18 protein-coding genes and 1 pseudogene are annotated in these 20,562 nt (G+C 56.8%); 11 read left to right on the top strand and 8 right to left on the bottom strand.

Translation table 11 applies throughout. The features are described from left to right. The first annotated feature begins 36 nt into the window (after nt 1–36). On the top strand, nt 37–1,524 hold the full coding sequence (locus MO767_RS11380) for a histidine kinase (RefSeq protein WP_282480563.1): 1,488 nt from the start codon (nt 37–39) through the stop codon (nt 1,522–1,524). A gap of 12 nt (nt 1,525–1,536) precedes the next feature. Here MO767_RS11380 and MO767_RS11385 read toward each other — a convergent pair whose 3' ends face one another. Next, nucleotides 1,537–2,220: a response regulator transcription factor gene (locus MO767_RS11385; protein ID WP_282480564.1), complete on the bottom strand. Its 684-nt coding sequence runs from the start codon at nt 2,218–2,220 to the stop codon at nt 1,537–1,539. 313 nt (nt 2,221–2,533) lie between these two features. Here MO767_RS11385 and MO767_RS11390 point away from each other — a divergent pair, with 313 nt between their 5' ends. From MO767_RS11390 to MO767_RS11400, 3 genes are read left to right on the top strand one after another with little or no spacing between them, the layout of a single operon-like run. Then, complete coding sequence (locus MO767_RS11390; RefSeq protein ID WP_282480565.1) at nt 2,534–4,270, top strand: type I secretion system permease/ATPase; 1,737 nt, start codon at nt 2,534–2,536, stop codon at nt 4,268–4,270. Further along, nucleotides 4,271–5,617, top strand: coding sequence for an HlyD family type I secretion periplasmic adaptor subunit (locus tag MO767_RS11395; protein ID WP_282480566.1), 1,347 nt, complete (start codon nt 4,271–4,273; stop codon nt 5,615–5,617). 1 nt (nt 5,618) lies between these two features. Beyond that, complete coding sequence (locus tag MO767_RS11400) at nt 5,619–6,962, top strand: TolC family outer membrane protein (RefSeq protein ID WP_282480567.1); 1,344 nt, start codon at nt 5,619–5,621, stop codon at nt 6,960–6,962. Nucleotides 6,963–6,990: 28 nt separating this feature from the next. Here the strand turns inward: MO767_RS11400 and MO767_RS11405 are convergent, their stop codons facing one another. The 3 genes from MO767_RS11405 to MO767_RS11415 are packed head-to-tail and all read right to left on the bottom strand — an operon-like array spanning nt 6,991 to nt 8,817. Beyond that, nucleotides 6,991–7,218 (bottom strand): hypothetical protein, encoded by a 228-nt coding sequence (locus tag MO767_RS11405; RefSeq protein ID WP_282480568.1) that lies wholly within the window; start codon nt 7,216–7,218, stop codon nt 6,991–6,993. 19 nt (nt 7,219–7,237) lie between these two features. After that, nucleotides 7,238–7,435: a hypothetical protein gene (locus tag MO767_RS11410; RefSeq protein WP_282480569.1), complete on the bottom strand. Its 198-nt coding sequence runs from the start codon at nt 7,433–7,435 to the stop codon at nt 7,238–7,240. 23 nt (nt 7,436–7,458) lie between these two features. Next, nucleotides 7,459–8,817, bottom strand: coding sequence for an MATE family efflux transporter (locus MO767_RS11415; protein WP_282480570.1), 1,359 nt, complete (start codon nt 8,815–8,817; stop codon nt 7,459–7,461). A 563-nt stretch (nt 8,818–9,380) separates the two neighbouring features. Here MO767_RS11415 and MO767_RS11420 point away from each other — a divergent pair. The 5 genes and pseudogenes from MO767_RS11420 to MO767_RS11440 all read left to right on the top strand — a co-directional run bounded on the left by MO767_RS11420 (nt 9,381) and on the right by MO767_RS11440 (nt 14,015). Beyond that, complete coding sequence (locus tag MO767_RS11420) at nt 9,381–11,048, top strand: GGDEF domain-containing protein (RefSeq protein WP_282480571.1); 1,668 nt, start codon at nt 9,381–9,383, stop codon at nt 11,046–11,048. A gap of 468 nt (nt 11,049–11,516) precedes the next feature. Further along, nucleotides 11,517–11,994 (top strand): annotated as a pseudogene (locus tag MO767_RS11425) (PAAR domain-containing protein). 10 nt (nt 11,995–12,004) lie between these two features. Then, nucleotides 12,005–12,787, top strand: coding sequence for a hypothetical protein (locus MO767_RS11430; RefSeq protein ID WP_282480572.1), 783 nt, complete (start codon nt 12,005–12,007; stop codon nt 12,785–12,787). Continuing rightward, complete coding sequence (locus tag MO767_RS11435; protein WP_282480573.1) at nt 12,772–13,128, top strand: hypothetical protein; 357 nt, start codon at nt 12,772–12,774, stop codon at nt 13,126–13,128. Before MO767_RS11430 ends, MO767_RS11435 begins: the two co-directional genes overlap by 16 nt. Nucleotides 13,129–13,742: 614 nt before the next feature. Beyond that, nucleotides 13,743–14,015 (top strand): hypothetical protein, encoded by a 273-nt coding sequence (locus tag MO767_RS11440; RefSeq protein ID WP_282480574.1) that lies wholly within the window; start codon nt 13,743–13,745, stop codon nt 14,013–14,015. A 138-nt stretch (nt 14,016–14,153) separates the two neighbouring features. Here MO767_RS11440 and MO767_RS11445 read toward each other — a convergent pair whose 3' ends face one another. Next, a complete protein-coding gene (locus tag MO767_RS11445; RefSeq protein WP_282480575.1) occupies nt 14,154–14,717 on the bottom strand; it encodes a histidine phosphatase family protein in 564 nt (187 codons plus the stop codon). A 150-nt stretch (nt 14,718–14,867) separates the two neighbouring features. After that, nucleotides 14,868–15,722 (bottom strand): LysR substrate-binding domain-containing protein, encoded by an 855-nt coding sequence (locus MO767_RS11450; protein WP_282480576.1) that lies wholly within the window; start codon nt 15,720–15,722, stop codon nt 14,868–14,870. A 106-nt stretch (nt 15,723–15,828) separates the two neighbouring features. Here MO767_RS11450 and MO767_RS11455 point away from each other — a divergent pair, with 106 nt between their 5' ends. Next, nucleotides 15,829–16,491, top strand: coding sequence for an NAD(P)H-dependent oxidoreductase (locus MO767_RS11455; RefSeq protein WP_282480577.1), 663 nt, complete (start codon nt 15,829–15,831; stop codon nt 16,489–16,491). 52 nt (nt 16,492–16,543) lie between these two features. Here the strand turns inward: MO767_RS11455 and MO767_RS11460 are convergent, their stop codons facing one another. Beyond that, nucleotides 16,544–16,888, bottom strand: coding sequence for a cupin domain-containing protein (locus tag MO767_RS11460; protein WP_282480578.1), 345 nt, complete (start codon nt 16,886–16,888; stop codon nt 16,544–16,546). Between the two features lie 276 nt (nt 16,889–17,164). Then, nucleotides 17,165–18,520, bottom strand: coding sequence for an IS1182 family transposase (locus tag MO767_RS11465; RefSeq protein ID WP_282480579.1), 1,356 nt, complete (start codon nt 18,518–18,520; stop codon nt 17,165–17,167). 331 nt (nt 18,521–18,851) lie between these two features. On the opposite strand from MO767_RS11465, the gene MO767_RS11470 reads away from it, so the two are divergent. After that, nucleotides 18,852–20,474 (top strand): DUF1254 domain-containing protein, encoded by a 1,623-nt coding sequence (locus tag MO767_RS11470; RefSeq protein ID WP_282480580.1) that lies wholly within the window; start codon nt 18,852–18,854, stop codon nt 20,472–20,474. Nucleotides 20,475–20,562 lie beyond the last annotated feature (88 nt).

A 20,562-nucleotide genomic window follows, 5' to 3' on the forward strand; every position in this document is an offset into this window, starting at 1 on the left:
TAACCGACTTATCACGATGATCAGGGAACCGAACCAATGGCAAAAGATGCAAAAGTCGAATCAAAAAACGAGACTTTTGTCGGTGATCGGATTGAGACTTTGGTCGAGCCTCCCCCGGCTAACGAGGGTGGTCGCAAGGCAATCTGGCGCACCCGGTTCAAGGCCCGGGCGCGCAACCTCAGCCGCTCTACGCAGTTCGTGATTGCCGCCGCACTGATCCTGGGACTGACGATGTTTTTTGTCGGCAAACTGGTGAGTGCGCGAATAGAGCGGGCTGCTGTGCAAAGCGCAGCAGAGGCCGGCGCCCACTACATGGAAGCATTTCTGGAACCCTATGTTCAGGAGATGAGTCGCGATAACGGACTGTCGCCCTCAAGCGTCAAATCCCTGGACCGCCTGATGGAAAGCCGTTCGCTGAAACGGCACATCGTCTCGATCAAGATCTGGCGTGCGGACGGCACAGTGGTTTACAGCACCGACAAATCGATCACCAATCACAAATTCCCGATGGATGAAATCGCCGATGCGCTCAAGGGCAACGTGGTCACCGACCTTGAGAACCTGGATCAGGAAGAGAACAAATTCGAGCGAAAGCTGAACGTGCCGCTCTATGAAATTTATGCGCCGCTGCGAGAGTTCAACACCGGGAAAATCATCGCGGTGGGCGAATTCTATGAAATGGCGGCAAGCCTGGAGCAGGAAATCAACCGGATCCGCCAGCAAGTGTGGATGGTCGTCGGGGCCGCAACGCTGGCGATGTTGACGTTGCTGTTCTTCCTGGTTCGACGCGGCGACAAGATCATCCAGCGCCAGCAAGTAGCGTTGCGGTTAAGACTGCTGGAGCAAACCCGGTTGCACATCAGCAATGCCGTGCTTCAGCGCAAGATGACCACGGCGACTCAAGAGTTTTCACGCATCAACGAGCTCACCCTGCGCCGTATCGGAGCAGACCTGCACGATGGCCCGGCTCAATTGCTGACGCTGATTCTGATCCGCCTCGATGACCTGGCTGAAAACTGCACGGCGGTCGATCAGGAGTCCCTGGAAACCATCCGCGGTGCCGCCACCGATGCGTTACGTGAGGTGCGGGATCTGTCGCGGGGGTTGGCACTTCCGGAAATCAATGACCTGAGTCTGCCGGAGGAGTTGCAACTGGTGGCGCAGCGACACGAGCAACGCACCGGCACCAAGGTCAAATTAACGCTGGGGCCGCTGCCCGAGGTTACGTCACTGCCACTCAAACTCTGTCTTTACCGGTTTGTGCAGGAAACCCTCAACAACGCCTACCGCCATGCCCAAGGTCAAGGCCAAGCCATCACCGCCGATTACATCGACGGGCTGTTATGCATCAGCGTCAAGGACAGTGGGCCGGGCATGGCGGCTGACGCCATGGTGGTCGAGACAGAGGGCAGAACCCGACTGGGGCTGGCCGGTTTGCGCTATCGTGTTGAATCTTTGGGCGGGCTGTTCAGCATCGAATCGTCCATCGCAGGCACGTTGGTGAATGCACAATTCAAGCTCTAGTCAGGAGCCACCCTAGGCATCGGCGTGAGTACCCGCCCCGATGTGCAGGCGCCCTACGGCCTCGCGTTCCCAATAACGCCGAAGGGCCGTTACCGCCTCGACACGATTGCGTGCATGCAGCTTCTGCATCACGCAGGTCATGTAGTACTTGACGGTTTTTTCGCTGATCAACAGCTTTGATGCCACTTCCTTATTAGTCAGGCCCTTTGAGACCTCACGAATGATCTGTTCCTCTCGATGGGTGAGGTCGATCTTGCGAACTTCGGCTTCATGTTTCTTGAAGTTGCTTAACAGCTTATTGGCAAATTCGGGGGTGATGTAAGTATCGCCCCTGGCGATCGAACGGATCGCCAGCACCAGATCCGGCCCACTCACACCTTTCAAAACATAGCCGCGCGCACCGGCTTCAAGCGCCGAATAGGCGTCATCTTCAGACTCCGAAACCGTCAGCATCAGCACCTTTACGTCCGGTAGCTGGGTGGAAATGAACCGCACGGCGGCAAACACATCGCCCGGCATATTGACGTCCATCAACATCACATCTGGTCTCATTCGTATAGCGATGGTCCGCGCTTCATCCGCGCTGCCACCCTGCTCCACGACTTGGAAATCCGCCCTTTTCCTCAGCGTATTGGCAACGCCTTCACGCAACAAAGGATGATCATCGGCAATGCCAATCCGGATGTATGGGTTCATGACAAGCTCCTGAAAGGACCAAGTATTCGAATACTCATTGATTAATAGCAGGTAACCCGCAAGGAAGCTGGACGCCGGTCGGAAGTGCCGCAGGATTCGCCATCAAAATTAGACTTAAGTCGGGCTATTTTCACCCGTCAATAAGCAATCATCATTACAACCACCCCAAAACAATACGCCAACCTATTGTTTTTAAAAGCCGCAAAAAGCGTCAAAAAAACATCTGCACTAAAAACCCAGGTCGCCCCTTCATCCGACCAACAGTCGTTCCCCTACGCTAAGGTACATAAATCCACGGCACGGGGACCTTCCGATGGCCAAGAAAACCCAGCAGCGATCCGAGATAGCCGAGGTTCTTTTTCGGCTGCGCCATACGTTCTATTCGCTGGCCGGGTTCAGTGGTGTCATCAACGTGCTGATGCTGGCGCCGGCTATCTACATGCTGCAGGTCTATGACCGGGCGCTGGTCAGCAGCAATGTCACGACGCTGCTGATGCTGACCCTTCTGATGATCGGTTTGTACACCTTGCTGGCCATGCTGGAAGTGGTGCGCACCCGCGTGCTGATCCGGGTGGGCAACCGGCTGGACATGGCCCTGAACCGTCGTGTCTTTACCGCCGCGTTCGAGCGCAACTTGCAGCGCGCCGGAGGCAACCCGGCCCAGGCCCTGCAAGACCTGGCGCAGGTACGGCAATTTCTGACCGGCAATGGCTTATTCGCGTTCTTCGATGCGCCGTGGACGCCTATTTACCTGTTCGTCGCCTACTTGATCCACCCGTTGCTCGGCATCGTCACCCTGTGCGGTTCGCTGATTCTGGTGTCCCTGACCTGGCTCACTGAAGTCGCCACCAAAAAGCCGTTGAACGAGGCAAATCTGGCGTCACAAATCTCGGGCACCTTCGCCAACAACAATCTACGCAACGCCGAAGTCATCGAAGCCATGGGCATGTTGCCAGCTATCACCCAACGCTGGTTCGGCAGTCACCTGCGGATTCTGGAGATGCAAACCCTGGCCTCCGACCGGGCAGCCTACATCAGTGGCCTGGGGCGTTTCGTGCGGATCACCCTGCAATCACTGATCCTCGGTACCGGCGCCTTGTTAGCGATCGAAGGCTCGATTACGCCGGGCATGATGATCGCTTGCTCAATCCTCAGCGGCCGCGCGCTAGCACCGGTGGAGCAACTGATCGGCGCCTGGAAGCAACTGCTGACCAGCCGTCGCGCCTGGTCGCGGCTCAAGCAACTGCTGCAAGAATTTGCGCCCCGAGCCGATTCAATGAAGCTGCAACGGCCATTGGGCATGCTTTCGGTGGAGCATCTGCACGCCGGGGCGCCGGGTATGAGCCAATCGATCATTCGCGGGCCGAACTTCAGCCTGTCGCCGGGCGAATCCTTGGGCATCATCGGCCCGTCCGCGTCAGGCAAATCAACCCTGGCACGCCTGCTGGTGGGGATCTGGCCGGCACAAAGTGGCAAGGTGCGGCTCGACGGTGTGGACGTCTACCTGTGGAACAAGGAAGAACTCGGCCCCTGGATCGGTTACCTGCCCCAGGACGTAGAACTGTTCGAAGGCACCATCGCCGACAACATCGCCCGCTTCGGCGAGGTCGACAGTGACGCGGTGATCGTGGCGGCCAAACGGGCCGGTGTGCACGACATGATCCTGCGCTTTGCCCATGGTTACGACACCACCCTGGATGTCGACGGCAACCCGCTGTCCGGTGGGCAACGCCAGCGCATCGGCCTGGCCCGTGCGCTATACGGCGAGCCGTCGATCATCGTGCTTGATGAACCGAACGCCAACCTCGACGACGCCGGGGAAAAAGCCCTGATCGAGGTACTTGAAGACCTCAAATCCCGGGGGTGCACCACGGTGCTGATCAGCCACCGCCCGAGCATCCTCGGCACCGTCGACAAAGTCCTGATGCTGCGTGAAGGCAGCACGCAATTGTTCGGCCCCAGGGACGAAGTGTTTGCTGCACTGCGTCAAACCAGCGTGCTACCGACCGTGGGCGCACCGACCCTGTCAGCCGTTCGCGGGAGAGAATAAATGGGCGCCTTGAGTCTCGATCCGCGTAGCCAGGAGTTGGTGCGCGCAGCGGCCAATATCGATGTCGACGACCATCGCCCGGTACGTTGGGGCGTGATGCTGGTGATCCTCGGCTTTGGCGGATTTCTGCTCTGGTCATGGCTGGCACCGCTGGACGCCGGCATCGTCGCCACTGCAACGGTCAAGGTCACCAGCAACCGCAAAGCCATCCAGCACCTCACCGGCGGCAGCGTCGAAGCGATTCTGGTGCGCGAAGGCGACAGCGTCAGCAAGGATCAGGAACTGGTGCGGCTTGACGCCACCCAGGCACGCTCGGAACAAGGGGTGGTGAACGCGCAGTACATCGCCACCAAAGCAATGGAAGACCGCCTGGAGGCCGAACGCGACGGCGCCGCCGATGTGGTCTTCGACCCTGCCATGTTGCAGCGCTACATCGGCAACGATCACCTGAACGACGCCATCAACCTGCAACGTGAACTATTCGTCACACGCCGTACCAGCCTTGAGGGCGAGATTGGCATCCTGCGTGAGTCGCTCAACTCCGCCGAAGCACAGATCAAGGGTTTGCAGCACATCTACAGCGCCCGCTCGGAGCAACTCGGGTTTCTCAATCAGGAGCTCGTCGGGGTCCGCCAACTCGCCGCCGAAGGCTATGTACCCCGCAACCATATGCTCGAACTCGAACGCACCGGGTCTGACCTCAACGCCTCGCAAGCCGACAACCTCAACAACATTGCCAGGGTGCGGGGCCAGGTCACCGATATCAAGCTGCACATCCTTCAGCGCAAGTTCGACTATCGCAAGGAAGTGCAGTCGCTATTGGCCGACGTGCAAAAAGAAAACAGCGCCCTCACCGACCGTTTGCAGGCCCTGGATTATCAGGTCCGGCACACGGTAATCCGCTCGCCCATCGACGGTATTGTCCAGGGCCTGAACGTGTCGACCATCGGCGGCGTGATTGCTCCCGGGTTCAAGATCATGGAAATCGTGCCAGCCCACGAACCGTTACAGATCGATGCGATGATTCCGGTGCAAGCCATCGACCGCATGACGCCTGGCCTGCCGGTGACCATCTCGTTCCCCGCGTTCAATCACGTGCAAACACCGAACATTCCGGGCCAGGTGCTGACCATTTCCGCCGACCGCCTGGTTAGCGACGACAATAAACAGCCCTATTACCTGGCACAGATCGAAGTGACGCCAGCCGGCATGGCCATGCTGAGCAGCAACCATATACGTGCGGGAATGCCCGCCTCGGTCACCATCAAGACCGGTGAGCGCAACATGCTCAGCTACCTGTTGAAGCCGTTACTTGACCGCGTCAACAGCGCGTTCAAGGAGCAGTGACGTGAGCAGCGGCCGTCGTATTGTTGGTTTCACCACGTTGCTGTGCCTGGCTCAGCCGGTGGCGGCGCTAGACCTGCGCGAATCCTGGAACTTGATGCAGTTCCAGGGCCCTACCTACCTTTCTGCCGGGCACGAAAGAGATGCCGCCCTGGAAAACCGCGCTATTGGCCAATCCGGGCTGCTGCCGAAAATCGGCATTACCGCCTTCGACAACCACATTAATGGCACGCAAAAACAACCGGACTTTTTCGGCAACAGCCAAACCAACGACCTGAACTACAACTCGCGGGGGGCGACCCTGCAACTACGCCAGCCGCTCTTCAACAAGCAGAAAACAGCCGAATATCGCCAAGGCAAATATCAGGCCGAGTACGGTGTGGCGGTGTTCGACAGCAAGGCGCAGGATGCCGCCGTGAAACTGGCCGGGCGCTACTTCGACGTACTGCTGGCCCACGAAACCGTGGTGCTGGCGACGGCCAAACTCAACTCTTTCAATGAACAAATGGCCTCAACCCAACGACGCAAAGACCTGGGGGACGGCACCATCACCGACGTCGACGAAACGGCGGCCCGTCGCGACCTGGCCCAGGCCGAGTTGATCGAGGCCGAGGACAGCGTGACCGTGGCCCGGCGTCTGTTGCAGGAATACCTGGGCCAGACGCCCGATGAAATCGCCACCCTGCAGGACACCTTCCCGACGCCTCCTCTGCAACCCGACAACCTGCAGGAATGGATCATCCGCGCCGGCACCGACAACCCCTCGATCCGCGCCCGACGCTTGAACGTCAACACCGCCGATGAAGAAGTCGCCAAGGCCAAAGCCGGTCACTGGCCAACCCTTGATCTGGTGCTGGGTTACACCGCCGCCGACAGCGAAACCCTGTCGACCCAAAGCCAGCGCAACCGCTACAGCTCCGCCGGGGTGGAGCTGAACTTTCCGTTGTACAGCGGCGGCTACGTCAGCGCCCGCGCCCGTCAAAGTGTCGCCACCCGGGATCAGGCCGAAGAAGACCTGAACGCCACCCGCGAGGAAATCATCTCCGGCACCACCCGCGAATTTCGCGGGGTGCAGAGCGGTGCAGCGCGCATCCGCGCCCTGGAAAAAGCCGTCAAATCCAGTGAGCGTTCACTGGAGTCCTCGAAAAAAAGCTTCCTCGCCGGCACCAGCACCAACGTTGACATCCTCAACGCCCAGGAACAGATCTACACCGCCCGCCGTGACCTGTTCGAAGCGAAACTGCGCTACCTGCTGGCCAAACTGCGGCTGGCTGCCAATGTGGGTGCGTTAGGGGATGACGACATCGCCAGTGCCAATGCTTACCTGGGACCGAAGTTGTCGTTTTGAGTTGAGCGGCTTGAGCAACGTCACCGATCTATTCAATCGGCGCACTTAACGTTTTTCGTAGATAGATCGCAGACACCGGACATAAATGCTTGAACTGGGCTGTTTGGGTGATGGCGGCAGGCGCCTCCTGCCTGTCGACCCGTTCATAACCATTGGCTGCGAAAAAACCGGCAGCCCCTTGCGTCAACAAGTGCAGTCGGAGTACGCCTTGGGAGGCCGCACACTGCTCCAGCGCAAGCAGCATCCGCTTGCCCAAACCTTTTCCACGACGCTCATCACACACCACCAATGGAGCGAAGCAACATGTCGGGAGCCGAACCCTCCAGCCCTCCAAAAGCCACCCATTGGCCCGCCACTTCGAAACGGTAAAACTGCCGGTCAGGTTCACTGACATCGTCGCAGGGCAAATTCGCTCGGGTCAGCGCATCACGGAGATGATCCAGGCCGTTATCGTCTACTTTAATCATCTGCATGTTCAGTACTTTTACCTCCTCGCCTACACCAACCGCTCAATCTTCTGATGCTGCCAGACCATTTTGTAATACGCCGTCTGCAACACCAGCATCCCCAGATACGCCACCGGAAACGCCATCCACACACCCTGCAACCCGAACCGCGCATCCAACGCATACGCCACCGGCAATTGCACCAGCACCACGCAAACAATCGAAATCGCCATCGGCACCAGCACCGAGCCGCTGGCGCGCATGATGCCACCGACGATCGCCTGGAAACCGAACACCAACAGGCTCCAGAGCATGATGTGCAACAGGTGTTCCGCCATCGTCCGGGTGGAATCATCCGTGAGGAACAACCCCAGCAACCAGTGCGACAACAGATAACCCAACACCACCAAGCCACCGGTCAGGCACACATTGATCAACAGCCCCGTGCGCAGAATCGGTGCCATGCGCTCAAGGCGCCCTGCTCCAATCGCCTGAGCGCCAAGGATCGACGCCGTGATCGCAATCGACAGCGCCGGAAACTGCACGTAATTGACGATCTGCGTCACCGCCCCATACGCCGCCGTCGCCTGCGAACCGTGCTGATTCACCAGCGCCAGAATCACCAACTCCGAAACCGACAACACCACCATCTGCAACCCGGTTGGCAACCCGATGCGCAACACCTTGCCGAGAATCACCAGATCCAGGCGCATCGCCGCAAACATCTCCCGATCCGGCGCCAACGGATGCCCCTTGCGAATCAACCGCCACGCCAGCCACCCCATCGCCGACAAATTACCCGCCAACCCCGCATACGCCGCACTCTGAATCCCCATCATCGGCAACCCGAACCAACCCCGAATCAACGCCGGCGTCAGCGCCAACCCGATACAGGTCGACACCACCAACGCAATCAGCGGCGACACCGTATCGCTCACCCCGCGCAGTAGTTGAGTGAACAGCACGTAGACCAGGAGCGACGGCATGATCCACATCATCACGTGGGCGTAGGACACGGCGTCGTCGATGACGTCGGCCGGTGTGCCCAAGCCTTGCAGGGCTGGCCTTGCGAACACGCTGCCGAGTACTGCCGCTGTCAGGCCGATCATTGCGCCTAACAGCAAGGTTGTGCCGGCGATGGTTTTCACCAGATGCGGTTCACGCGCGCCCCAGGCTTGGCCGATGAGCACGCCCGCGCCGGCGCCGAGGCCGATGACCAGGGCGATGAAGAAGAAGACGATGGGGAACATGCCCGAGACGGCAGCCAAGGCTTGGGTGCCGAGCATTTGGCCGATGTAGATGCTGTTGATGGTGCCTGACATGGATTGGAGAAAATTGGAGAGGACCATGGGGGCGAGGAAAAGGAGGTAGGTTTTCCAGAGGGGGTGTTGGGTGGCGGGGGTTTGCATTGAGGGTCCGTCTCGGGGTTGGCTCGTGTTTTGGAAATTCTACGCTAGGGAGCTGAAGCTAACGCGCTCCCATTTCGAAGATTTAGAGAGTATGGACGATGTCAGCTTTCGGCCCAGGCTGTGTAAAAACGCAGGCACCGTTTTGAAGTCTGCGTTGCTACGTAAAATCTGTCAGTGCTTGGTTAATCAGCAGACCTGAATTTTGCGTAGGAACGCGATATTCGTTCTGGTATTCACCGTAAAATCTGCTCTAAAACGTTTTCACACAGCTTGGGCCAAAAGCAGTCACTCCTTTCCGCTCGAAACAGCTAGCCCCCTACTGCTTCATTGACGCTCAACGCGCTGCTACATCCACTAATTAATAACCAGAGTTCTCTCTATGCAACGGATTGCAGCCCTTTCAATTTTTGCGGGTGTATTTCTTTGCTAGCGTGACACAGGAACAATTCCAAGCGGTATGTCAGATTTGGATCGAAAGCGTCTTAAGAAAACCGTGATGCCCGCCGATATCTTTTTAAGAATGCCTTGGATCTAAGGCGTTTGATCATGCCAGGTGATTCCCCATGCAGATGCTACCCTTCCAAAGCCTACGAGCGAAATTTGCAGTCGTCGTCGCGCTCTCCGTGCTGGTCATCACGTGTATCTTCGGCAGTGTCATCGGCGCGTCCGCGATTTCCAGGCACAAGGAACAGACTGGGCATCAGTTGGCGGAATACGCCGCCTCGATGATTGACCGTCTCGATCGTGACATGCACAGCCGCGCCAAGGAACTCAGCGTGCTGAGTGCAATGGAGGCCCTGCGCAATCCGCAGAACGTCGCAGAAGCCCGGAGCCTGCTCAACCACCTCAACGCTCAGTTCCCCAGCTATTCTTGGATTGGCCTCACCGACGCCCAAGGCACGGTTGTCGCTTCGACCGGGCGTCTGCTTGAAGGGCTCAGCATTGCGCACCGACCCGTGTTCGTGGAGGGGAGGGACAAGACGTTCGTAGGTGACGTGCACGAAGCAGTGATGCTCGCAAAGCTCTTACCCAACCCATCGGGTGAAGCCATGAAGTTCGTCGATATCAGCATGCCAGTACTGGACAAGACCGGAAACTTCATCGGCGTACTGGCCACTCACCTGTCTTGGCAGTGGGCGGCGGAAATAGGCCGGACCATGTTCGAGCCGTTGAAGAAAAGTCTTCCGGGTGTGGAGTTCTTGGTCATCAGCAAAGACGGGATTGTCTTGCTCGGCCCCAAACAACTGATCGGCAAACCGAGTGAGGCCGGCATTGATAACAAAAGCAACACCCGCTGGACGGTCAGCGAGTGGCAGGATGGAAACACATACGTGGTGGGGGCTGCCGAAAGCACCGGTATTGATGGTTACCCTGGGCTGGGCTGGACCGTTGTTACGCGTCAGCCAGCGAAAGTCGCTTTTGCTGAGGCAAACGGACTGCGCGTTGAAATACTGCTGTGGGGCAGTCTACTGTCCATCACCTTCGCCGTGCTGGGATGGTTCGTGGCAGGCGTCATCACTCGACCGCTCAACCAGATTGCCGAGGCGGCCACCAGCCTCTCCGAGGGCGCTGATGTCGACATTCCGCTGGTCAAAGGCAGTCTGGAAGTTGAAAAACTGAGCATAGTCATTCGGCATCTGGTTGAGAAACTGACGCAAAAGAAGGGTCAGTTGGCACTTATCAGGGGCGTTGCCTATCGGGACACCGTGACGGGTCTGCCCAACCGTGCTGCGTTGGACAACTACGTCAAGAGTCTACAAAGAGAACCCGGTCAGCAGCCTGCCTTCGGCGTGCTATGCCTGGACCTCGATGGCTTCAAACCCGTGAACGATTGCTTTGGTCATACTGTTGGGGATGCCCTGCTACATTCAGTCGGCCTGCGTCTGTCAGCCACCGTGCGCGATGGCGATATCGCAGTCCGCCACGGCGGTGACGAGTTCGTTCTGCTGCTGCGGTTGAAGGCCGGCGAATCACTGGGACATGTGCAGAGCGCTGCGCAGCGCATCATCAAAACGATTGCAGAACCGGTCCCGCTCGCGGGCGCGGTGATCAGGGTTGGCTGTAGCATTGGCGGCGCAGTGTGGACCGAGGGTGATTTCGCTGACGTTTTGGCTAAGGCCGATGAGGCACTTTATCGTGCCAAAAGGGCCGGCAAATCCCAAGCGCAGTTTTATCCGGCTGGCGGACTGGCAGATACCTTGATCAGCAAGACCAGCCCAGAGTCTGTTTAGAACAGCGCCGTGCGGGCCGGCGATCGATGAGCGTTTTGACCGGCCGGTAACGACCCATACAGTGCAATCGTAAGGCCGCTTGCAAGCGGTCAGGAATGACCGCTTGTGGCCGAGGTTGTGTAAAAACGTTTTTCAGCGCGACAGGTACTCAAAACCAGACTGGAAATCGCGCTTCTACGCAAAATCCACATCTGCTGACGTGCCGATAAATTTCAGATTTAACGTAGATGCGCACACTTCAATTTTGGCGACGCGTTTTTACACACTCTGGGCCGATTGCTGCCCTTGACCTTTGCAATCAAATGCAGCTTTTTCTTCACTCCATAGTTAATTCTTGGTTCAAGCGCTGATCAGTTCATGCAGGCGCTGATCGCTGATCATTGCATGCGCCCATCACCACAGAGATTTCTAATGGGCGATCTGTTCTGGTAGGTTACGACGCTCACACGGATTTGACAGGAGGTCATAGTGGCTAAGCCAGCAGCGCGTAAGAGTGATCCATACAGTTGCCCGTTGCCGGGGCACGGTACTAATCCCATTGCGGCAGGCTCTCCCGACGTGTTTTTCGACGGACTTTCCGCAGCACGTCAAGGCGACACCTGCACGTGCGGCAGTGCGCTTTCATCAGGGCTGTCTTCGACTGTGTTCATCAACGGCAAGAATGCCGCAACCATCGACACTGGTGGCACCCACGACGGCGTTGTAGTTGGCGGGTTACGCGAGCTGGATCGGCTTCAGAATCCCTGCTGAAGAAAGCTATGAGGGCTTATCGTGCACCGCGCACTTTGAGGACGGCTCATCGCTCCCCGGCGTATTCGATAAGGACAACGCTGTTAGATTTTCGAACCCATCAGGCACGACGTGCGTGATGCTCAAGTTTGAAGAGCAAGCATCCGCAGAGACGCCCTCGCTCACCGAGAGTCTATTGAACCAAATTCTAGGATAAGGACCATCCTATGACAGAGCCGTACATTGTCACCGGCAGCTATGTCGTTCAGCGTGAGCACGCCTTGCAAGACTCGCCCCTCGATAGTGCGTTAGAGCTGATGGAGGGCACTGCCCTGAGGTTTTCTCTGGATGCCATCTCTGATGAAAAAGTCAGGGCAAGCTACACCAGGAACATCAATCGCATGTCTCAGCAAACTCGGGATGACGTGAAAGCTGGAAAGATCACTGCGCAAGAAGGTGTGAAGTTCAGTCATGAGATGCGAAACAAAATCATGATGGAACATCGCAAACTCACCTCTGCGCAGGGTTTGGCTATCGTCCAAAGGAAGAAAAAGGAAGGAAAGGGGCTCAAAACGCTCTTGGATATGTACGCTGAAAGCCTATTCCAAAAGGGTTACGACAGCCTTTCAGAAGTAGAAAAAAATAAGGTCCACTACACCATTCTGGAATCCTCGGGCCGTGATAATGCCAAATTCACGACTGGCACCAAAAAAATGCTGATCATGGGCAAGCTCGGCGTTCTGGTGACCGCCGCTCTGGCCACCTATCAAATATTGGATGCTGAAAACAAACCCAAAGAAGCGGCGCGCCAAGGCATCATTGTTGGTGCGGGTGCGTTGGGCGGTATCCTCGCGGGGATGGGCGTCAGCACGCTTTGTGGCCCTGCCATGCCCATTTGCGCAATTGCAGTTGTCTTGGCTGGGACAGTCGCCGGTGGTGTCGCAGGCGAAGCGGTGGCGAGCTCACTGGATGAAGAACTGGAGGAGTTCACACATTGGGACATCTTCTGACTGAACCACAACTGACAAAGGTCAGAGCCGCACTCTCCGAGCCATTCAACGATTTCCCCGTCGAATATGACTATGTAGCGAAGAAGGTCAGAGGCGTCGACCCTGGCATTCTGTACGAAATCCTTTATTCAGAGGTCGCACCGGTGTGTTTCACCAATCTTGTAGCAGCTGTGCCTCCGGTATGGACGGGCTTTGATCCTGACATACTCAGAGACTCGATAGAGGAAAGGCTGGCAGCAAGAGAACGAAATTGGTTTCGCAGGCAGTTCGATAAAGTGCTGGTTCGCTGGCTGAAATACAACTACGCCTACATCTGGAAGGAAATCGCCAGCAGGCTTTGAACCCGAACGCACAATGGACTAGCGACTCGCTGAACATTATGAAAAACCTCTGACCATTTCTGGCTGCTTTCTACTCATATTGATTGGCAGCTTTTGGCCGAGGCTGTGTAAAAACGTTTTAGCGCAAGGTTGAGGTTCAGAACCCGAACGAAAATCGCGTTCCTACGCAAATTTCAGGTCTGCTAGCTAACCAAGGACTGCCAGATTTTACGTAGCAACGCTGACTTTAAAACGGTGCCTGCATTTTTACACAGCCTGGGCCGATAGCAGTCGCTCAAGGAAGGGCCGTAACGGTCCTAGGACCACCATATAAATTCCTACACAAACCTCGGAATCCCTCACCTTTCCCGCCGTTCTGATGAAGCCTATAGTCCCTCTCGTCGCCCAAAATGGCGATTTCGGGTTTGGCGACCCGAGATATGAGTGCGAGGGCCGTCTGCTCATTTGCAGGCGTCGTCGCAGCCGCAAAACCGCTGTACTATGGCGGTTGCGCGCGGGAGACCTTCGGGTCTGCCGGTTTCTCATTCCCGGTTCGCCAACCTGCGCGCAACTGCCACCCTATCGTTTGGCGACGATCTGTTGGCGGTCTCAACAAACTGAATGAGATCTCCCCTATGGAAAGATACATGCCCCTCACCGGAATCGACCTGATCCCGGCCTCCCTGCTCATCGACACCCAAGCCCCACTCGAAGTCCTGCAAGCCATGGCCGATTACCGCATCCGCACGGTCACGCAGGTGTTGGAAAACATCGCCTTCCGCGCCGAGCTCGGTTGCGACACAGTGGTGCTTTCGGACTTTTCCAAACTACTGGCCATCCCGTTACGCGATGGCTGTGACTTGATGGATGTGATCGGCCGACGCTTGCGGGCTCAAGCAACGGAATAAACGAAAAAACGGGCGCCATTACGGCGCCCGTTTTTTGTGTCCGCAAACAAAGAGCTGCGCCAACATCCATAGGACTGTAAGCGTCTGCCGAATACGCGCCAGGCAATATCCGTCATTTGGCTAATCAAAATCTATGCCTCAACTATGACTCGTTCGGTAGGTCGCAGCGCTCCAGTATCGATTGCCGGTACTTGTATGGCGAGTCCATCCAGCAGCTTCCAGCTGCTTTGCAATCATTCGGTTCATGAATCCATGACCGAGCAGAAGAACTGAGCCTTCACAGCTAAGGGACTGAAGTCGTTGTGCTGCCCCAATGGCCCGTACCCTCGCCTTGTGGGCAGACTCAACATTCCCGGAGAAACCGCACAACCATAAAACACGAAGAATAAATGCCCACGTGAATGGTGAAAGTCGCGGCAATGCCCATCGTCCATAGGGTAACTGCGCCTCGCAAAAAATCTCATCCACGATGGCGGGTTGAAGGCCAAAGGCCCGGATAGATGTGAGCGCACGGGGCGCGCTGCTTGAGACAATTACTTTGGCGGTAACGGCCAGCTCCAAACTCGCTTTAGGGGCAGGCTGATTCACAATTTCGGATAAGTCGTATTGCTCAATCCAGCGCTTCATACCAAGTGCTGAAACCTTGTCGAGCGTAGCCAGATTCGGCTGACCATGACGCATTAAGATAATTTCTTTGCCCACTGGGATCACATCCTTGATTTGCTGCTGAGCGAGTACGTGGATTGCACTCTGTAAGTAGCGAACGGAATGCTCGTGCCTGAGCAATCCTGTTTAACGGACTGCAATAATAACCGCTACCCGAGACAATCAAGCAAGCCCTTGGAATGACAATCAAGCCCTCCGCTTAGAGCAGTACTCCACAATGAGCTGAGTGACCGCTGCCACAATCGCCTGATCCGCTTCAGGCGAGGTGAACAGCCGACATTGCGCATCCGGCAATTCCGGCAACCCTTGTTCTACCCCAATCACCGCCAACCCTTGCCCCAACTGACTGAGCGGCATGGGCGCTACCGCGAAGCCTGCCAGGGCCGCCGCTCGCAACCCGGCAGTGCTGCTGCACAACATCGCCGTGCGTTGGGCGATTCCCGCTTGCGCCAGCCTCGTCAGCGCGGCCTCGCGATAAGGGCACGGTTCGGGGAACAGGGCCAGCGGCAACGGCGTGGGTAACCGGGCGACGGGTTGCGCCGACCAGGCCCACACCAGCGGTTCCTGCCATAGCAACAGCCCCGTTTCGCTGGTTTCGCACAGCGAACCGATGACCACCTCCAGATGCCCTTGTTTCATCAGCGCCAGCAACGTACCCGGAATGTTCACCTGCACCTCGATCTTCATGCCGGGGTACTGCGCTGCGAAATCCTGAACAGTGCGCAGCAATCGAGACTCGACAAAATCTTCGGACACGCCGATCCGCAGCAGCCCGTGAAACGGCGTGCGTGTCAGGTCGGTCCAGGCATCACGGTTCAGCGCGAGGATTGTGCGCGCATAAGAGACCAGTCGCTCGCCATCGGCCGTCAGTTGCTGGGAACGGGTGGTGCGCGTCAACAGGGGTTTACCGATCTGTTCTTCCAATCGCCGCACATGGCCACTGACGGCAGACTGAGTCAGGTGCAGCTTCTGGGCTGCACGGCTGAAGCCGTCTTCATCGACGACGGTGACAAATGTCTTGAGCAGTAGAGTATCGAACATAGTTTTATTCGTGATCAATCGAGTTGTAATTTACGATTTATATTTCAAATATAACTATGTTGCAATGCTCCCACCTGCCCTGCCTCCCCATCATCCAAGGTGTGCCATGAAGACTCTTCTGCATATTCAGTGTTCTCCACGCAAACAGCGTTCGGCTTCCCTTGAAGTCGCGCGCAGCTTCATTGCGCGTTATCAAGCAAACACCCCGGACACCGAAATCATCACCCTCGACCTTTGGAACATGGCTCTGCCGGAATTCGATGATTTGGCCATGGAGGCCAAATACGCCGGGCTCAATGGCACGCCGTTGATCCCCGCACAGCAAGACGCCTGGAACACGTTAAAAGCGTTGGCCAGTCACCTGCACCGCGCGGATGTGCTCGTGATGTCCGTACCGCTGTGGAATTTCAGCATCCCGTACAAACTCAAGCACTTCATCGACCTGGTATCGCAGAAAGACATCCTGTTCAGCGTTGACCCGGAACGCGGTCTGGAAGGCATGCTGCACAACAAACTCGCCGTGGTGATGTACGCCCGCGGCCTGGATTTTTCGGCGCAGTCGAGCACACCGGCGGAGCACTTCGACTTCCAGAAGCCCTACGTGGAAGCCTGGCTGAAATTTATCGGCGTCACGGATGTGCATTCGGTGATTGTGGAGAAAACCATCCTGGGGGAAGACGTTGATCGGCGCGCGCGTGAGGACGCGAATCAGCAGGCCAGGCGCCTGGCAGACAGTTTGTCGCTGACGCTTCAGGCCCACTGCTGTTGAGGCAAGCCCTGACTTGAGACCGGCTAATGGGTGGTCCCTTTTGGTCCCGTGCTTACTCTTGCCGGACAATATCGACCGAGATCTCCACCGCCGCAATCGCGCCTCTGTTCTCAAGCCAGTGTGTGGTGTTCCTGTCCTCGGGCCAGCCCACTCCCGGCCCATAATCCGTGGCGACTCCATTTCGATGGTCAGTGATCGTTCCTTGCAGAATGTAGACGGTGCCTGGTCTGTCGATATGGTTGTGAATCGGCCCGAAGACGCCTCCAGGCTCGATGGTCACCTTGCGCATTCTAAGTTGACGCCCTGCCATACCCTCGATCTCAGGACCCAGGTCAATGGCTGCAAGTAACGTCACCGTAACGCCTTTCGTCTCAGGTGCCGCCTGTTCGTTGTTCATCGCGCGCTCCTCTCTTTATATACAGGGCCTAACTAGAAGTAGAGACCCTAAAAGGTGTGATCAGTCGGGAGGCGACAAAGGGTCGATTGCGCCCACTCGCGACAGGCAGCTTCTGGCCGAGTGTGTGTAAAAACGTGAGATTGGGTTTTCTATATCGACGCTAGGCGACCGTGTTCACGCTTCACAAACCGATCAAGGTCACGACGTTTCCAGGGACAGTCAAAACGGCTCAGCAGCTTCTTAAAGCCCTTGGGATGGGGCAAAAAAGACCGGTTTTTACGCCGTTAACGCTTTCATCAAGCCAGTGGTACCGATGATTTTCATGACCCGTTTCAGGTTGTAGGCCAGCACATTCAAGCTCATCTCGGTACTCACCCTGGCCAGCTTTCGGGTCAGGAAGTGCGTCGCACCCATCCATTGTTTGAGCGTCCCGAAGGGATGCTCAACAGTCCGTTTTCGGACTCGTCGTTCCGTGCTCGGGGTGCATTGCGACTTCAACGCGCAACCTTGGCATGTCGAACTCCAGTAACGATGCAACTTCAGGCCTTTTTCAACGTAGGAATGGTGCCAGATCAGCGCCTCTCCAGCCGGGCAAATGTATTCGTTTTTTGCCGCGTCATAGATGAAGGCATCGTTATTGAAACGCCCGTCAGTCTTGGCTCCAGAGGTCATCGGCTTGGGCACATAGGCGGTGATGCCTGCATCGTGACAAGCCAGGATTTGTTCGCTTTTGAAGTAACCTCGGTCAGCCACTACCGACAACGTATCTGCCGCCATCGCCTCGCGGGCCTGCTTGGCCATTGAGCTGAGTTGATCGCGGTCGGAACCGACGTTGGTCACCTCGTGCGCAACGATCAAATGGTTCTGGGTATCGACCGCTGTCTGCACCTTGTAACCGACGACTCCCGTGCCGCGCGTCATCATGGAGCGGCTGTCTGGATCGGTCAGTGAGACCTGTTGATCCGGCGATTCATTGAGCTGGATTTCGATCGCCTGAAGCTCCTTCATTTGAGTTTTGAGCTTGGCGATTTTCTCTTCCAGCCGCACGGCGCTGGGCGCGGGAGCTGTTGGTTCTTGCCGATCGGCCGCATCGAGTGCCGCCAGGTAACGGTTGATACTCGATTCAATTTCTTCCATTCGCCGCTTCAGTTTGGCGCTGGTGAAATTGCGGTCGCGGTTGTTGATCGCCTTGAACTTGCTGCCATCGATGGCGACCAGATGTTCTCCGAATAATCCCAACTGCTGACACAGCACGACGAACTGGCGACAGACGCCTCGGATGGCCTTGCTGTTGTCTTTTCGGAAGTTGGCAATGGTCTTGAAATCGGGCATCAAGCGGCCGGTCAGCCACATCAATTCGACGTTACGCTGGGCTTCTCGTTTCAGGCGCCGGCTCAACTGGATGCGGTTGAGATAGCCGTAGATGTAGATCTTCAACAAGATTGCGGGGTGGTAAGCCGGCCGGCCAGTATCGGCTGGAATGGCACCTTCAAAACCCAGATTGACCAGGTCGAGTTCGTCGACAAACACGTCGACTACGCGCACCGGTTTGGTATCGCTGACGTAGTCGTCGAGGCTCTCGGGAAGTAAGGTGCCTTGGCCTCGATGTTCACCTTGGATAAAGCGCTTCATGGGCGATCCCTGCGATGAAATCCTCAGAAATCATAGCAAGGGTTCAAGAAAGCGTTTTTACACACTCTGGGCCAGAAGCAGCCGGTGGCTGGAGCAATGGCAAATGTGCACCTATGCTTTGCCTGCTGGAAGAACTGATCAAGCAGAACGTGCTGCTCCGACAATGGTACGCAATTTTTGTAGTAGGTCATCCGAGCGAACCAAGCCGGTACCCCTTAGGGATGACTAGAGCGCAACGAGTGTGACCGACCGCTCCCTGAGAAAAATCACTGCGCCATTAGTTCCTAAGTTTGGGTAGTCAATGCATTTGGCATCCGTCAAGGAGAACTCTATGACGCAATCTCTCAAACCAATAACCGCGTTGACGGCCTTTGTCTCACTGGCGATACCTGCGTTCACCATGGTGCAAGCTGCAGGCGAAATCCCCCCGGCGATCACTACTCCTGATCGCATCGAAACCCGTATCGGCGTATTGGAGTTCAAGGATGGCGCTCCGAGCGCGAAGACCACACAGGATGTCTATGACACCATGGCATTCACTCGCGGCATAGACGCGTTCGTGAACAGTTTTTCGGGCGCCTCGGCTTATGCGATTCGTGAGGGCTTTCACAGCATTGGGGCCGAGGACAATGCGGTGGTCATCTTCTCTGAGTTGATGGACTCCAAATCGCTGTTTCTCACCGCCAACGCCGATACCGTCTATTCGCTTGCGATCCTCGATCTGACGAAAGGGCCGTTGGTGGTTGAAGTACCACCCAAATCGCTCGGCACGCTCAATGACATGTGGTTTGGCTGGATCATTGACATCGGTGCGCCAGGCCCTGATCGGGGTGAAGGCGGCAAGTATCTGATTGTGCCGCCAGACTATGACGGCCCCCTTCCCGACAGCGGCTTTTTCGTAGGCCACTCGAAAACCAACCATGTCCTTTACGCCGTTCGTGCCTTCATGGAGAACAATGACCCGAAACCTGCTGTCGACCTGATCAAAGAAAAGCTCAAGATCTACCCCTATACACCGGGCGGATTCGGCACCAGTATTGCCACGGCGCTCGCGGGTCAAGTCAGGCTGGAGGTCAACCCGCCGATTCCTCCAACGAAGTTCGTTGAGGGGAGTGACAAGTCGTTCAACACCATTCCGCCAAACGACTTTTCCTATTTTCAGATGCTCGACAAACTCGTGCAGTTGGAGCCTGCAACCTCTTTCGATCCTGAACTCCTGGGTCAACTGGCGGCCATTGGTATCGTGAAGGGCAAGCCCTTTGCTCCGGACGAGCGGATGAAGAAGATCCTCACCGACGCTGCGGCCGTGGGTAACGCAGCGGGCAGATCACTAAACTGGCGTGCTGCCGACTATCCCGGTTGGGCCTACTACCCAGACTCGATGTGGTCCAACATGTTGTGGCAAGGCGGTTTTAACTTCGAGACACCGCCGCCGATGATTACCAAGGAAGGCTTATTCAAAGCATTACCGCCCACCGGCGCGCGGACACTCGATTCCCGCGCGGCATTCTATTACGGCTACACCATGGATTCGCCGGGCATGATTATGCGGTTGCCCAATGTGGGCTCGCAGTACCTCATGGGCTTCACGGACGCCGAAAAGAATCCCTTCGATGGTGGCAAGACCTACAAGGTAACCCTGCCACCGAAGATTCCAGCGGCCAAATTCTGGTCGTACACCGTCTACGACAACCAGACGCGATCCATGCTCCAGACACCGCAGCGCTACCCGCGCGCCGGAAGCCAGACCTACCCTACACCAGCAGCCACGGAAAACGCTGATGGGTCCACGACCCTCTACTTCGCCCCCTCCAAGCCAGCTGACGCCAAGGCCGGCAACTGGATCCAGACCATGCCCGATAAAGGCTGGTTTACCATCTTGCGCCTCTACAGCCCCCGTGAGTCGTTCTTCACCAAAGAGTGGCGGCCGAGCGAGATCGAACTGGTTCGGTGAGACAAAGTCACGGTCAGCACAACCGCTCGGGCGTGCTGACCGTGAGGTTGGTCTAAGTCGCAAAGGAGAGAACAGATTGCGAGTACAA

Source organism: Pseudomonas sp. UYIF39 (assembly GCF_029963765.1).
In the GTDB taxonomy this organism is placed as follows: Bacteria; Pseudomonadota; Gammaproteobacteria; order Pseudomonadales; family Pseudomonadaceae; genus Aquipseudomonas.

Coding starts and splice junctions, on each gene's coding strand:
- MO767_RS11470 (WP_282480580.1), top strand. CDS start 18,852: ATGACGCAATCTCTCAAACCAATAACCGCGTTGACGGCCTTTGTCTCA.
- MO767_RS11430 (WP_282480572.1), top strand. CDS start 12,005: ATGACAGAGCCGTACATTGTCACCGGCAGCTATGTCGTTCAGCGTGAG.
- MO767_RS11395 (WP_282480566.1), top strand. CDS start 4,271: ATGGGCGCCTTGAGTCTCGATCCGCGTAGCCAGGAGTTGGTGCGCGCA.
- MO767_RS11380 (WP_282480563.1), top strand. CDS start 37: ATGGCAAAAGATGCAAAAGTCGAATCAAAAAACGAGACTTTTGTCGGT.
- MO767_RS11450 (WP_282480576.1), bottom strand. CDS start 15,722: ATGTTCGATACTCTACTGCTCAAGACATTTGTCACCGTCGTCGATGAA.
- MO767_RS11420 (WP_282480571.1), top strand. CDS start 9,381: ATGCAGATGCTACCCTTCCAAAGCCTACGAGCGAAATTTGCAGTCGTC.
- MO767_RS11455 (WP_282480577.1), top strand. CDS start 15,829: ATGAAGACTCTTCTGCATATTCAGTGTTCTCCACGCAAACAGCGTTCG.
- MO767_RS11460 (WP_282480578.1), bottom strand. CDS start 16,888: ATGAACAACGAACAGGCGGCACCTGAGACGAAAGGCGTTACGGTGACG.
- MO767_RS11465 (WP_282480579.1), bottom strand. CDS start 18,520: ATGAAGCGCTTTATCCAAGGTGAACATCGAGGCCAAGGCACCTTACTT.
- MO767_RS11440 (WP_282480574.1), top strand. CDS start 13,743: ATGGAAAGATACATGCCCCTCACCGGAATCGACCTGATCCCGGCCTCC.
- MO767_RS11390 (WP_282480565.1), top strand. CDS start 2,534: ATGGCCAAGAAAACCCAGCAGCGATCCGAGATAGCCGAGGTTCTTTTT.
- MO767_RS11415 (WP_282480570.1), bottom strand. CDS start 8,817: ATGCAAACCCCCGCCACCCAACACCCCCTCTGGAAAACCTACCTCCTT.
- MO767_RS11385 (WP_282480564.1), bottom strand. CDS start 2,220: ATGAACCCATACATCCGGATTGGCATTGCCGATGATCATCCTTTGTTG.
- MO767_RS11410 (WP_282480569.1), bottom strand. CDS start 7,435: ATGCAGATGATTAAAGTAGACGATAACGGCCTGGATCATCTCCGTGAT.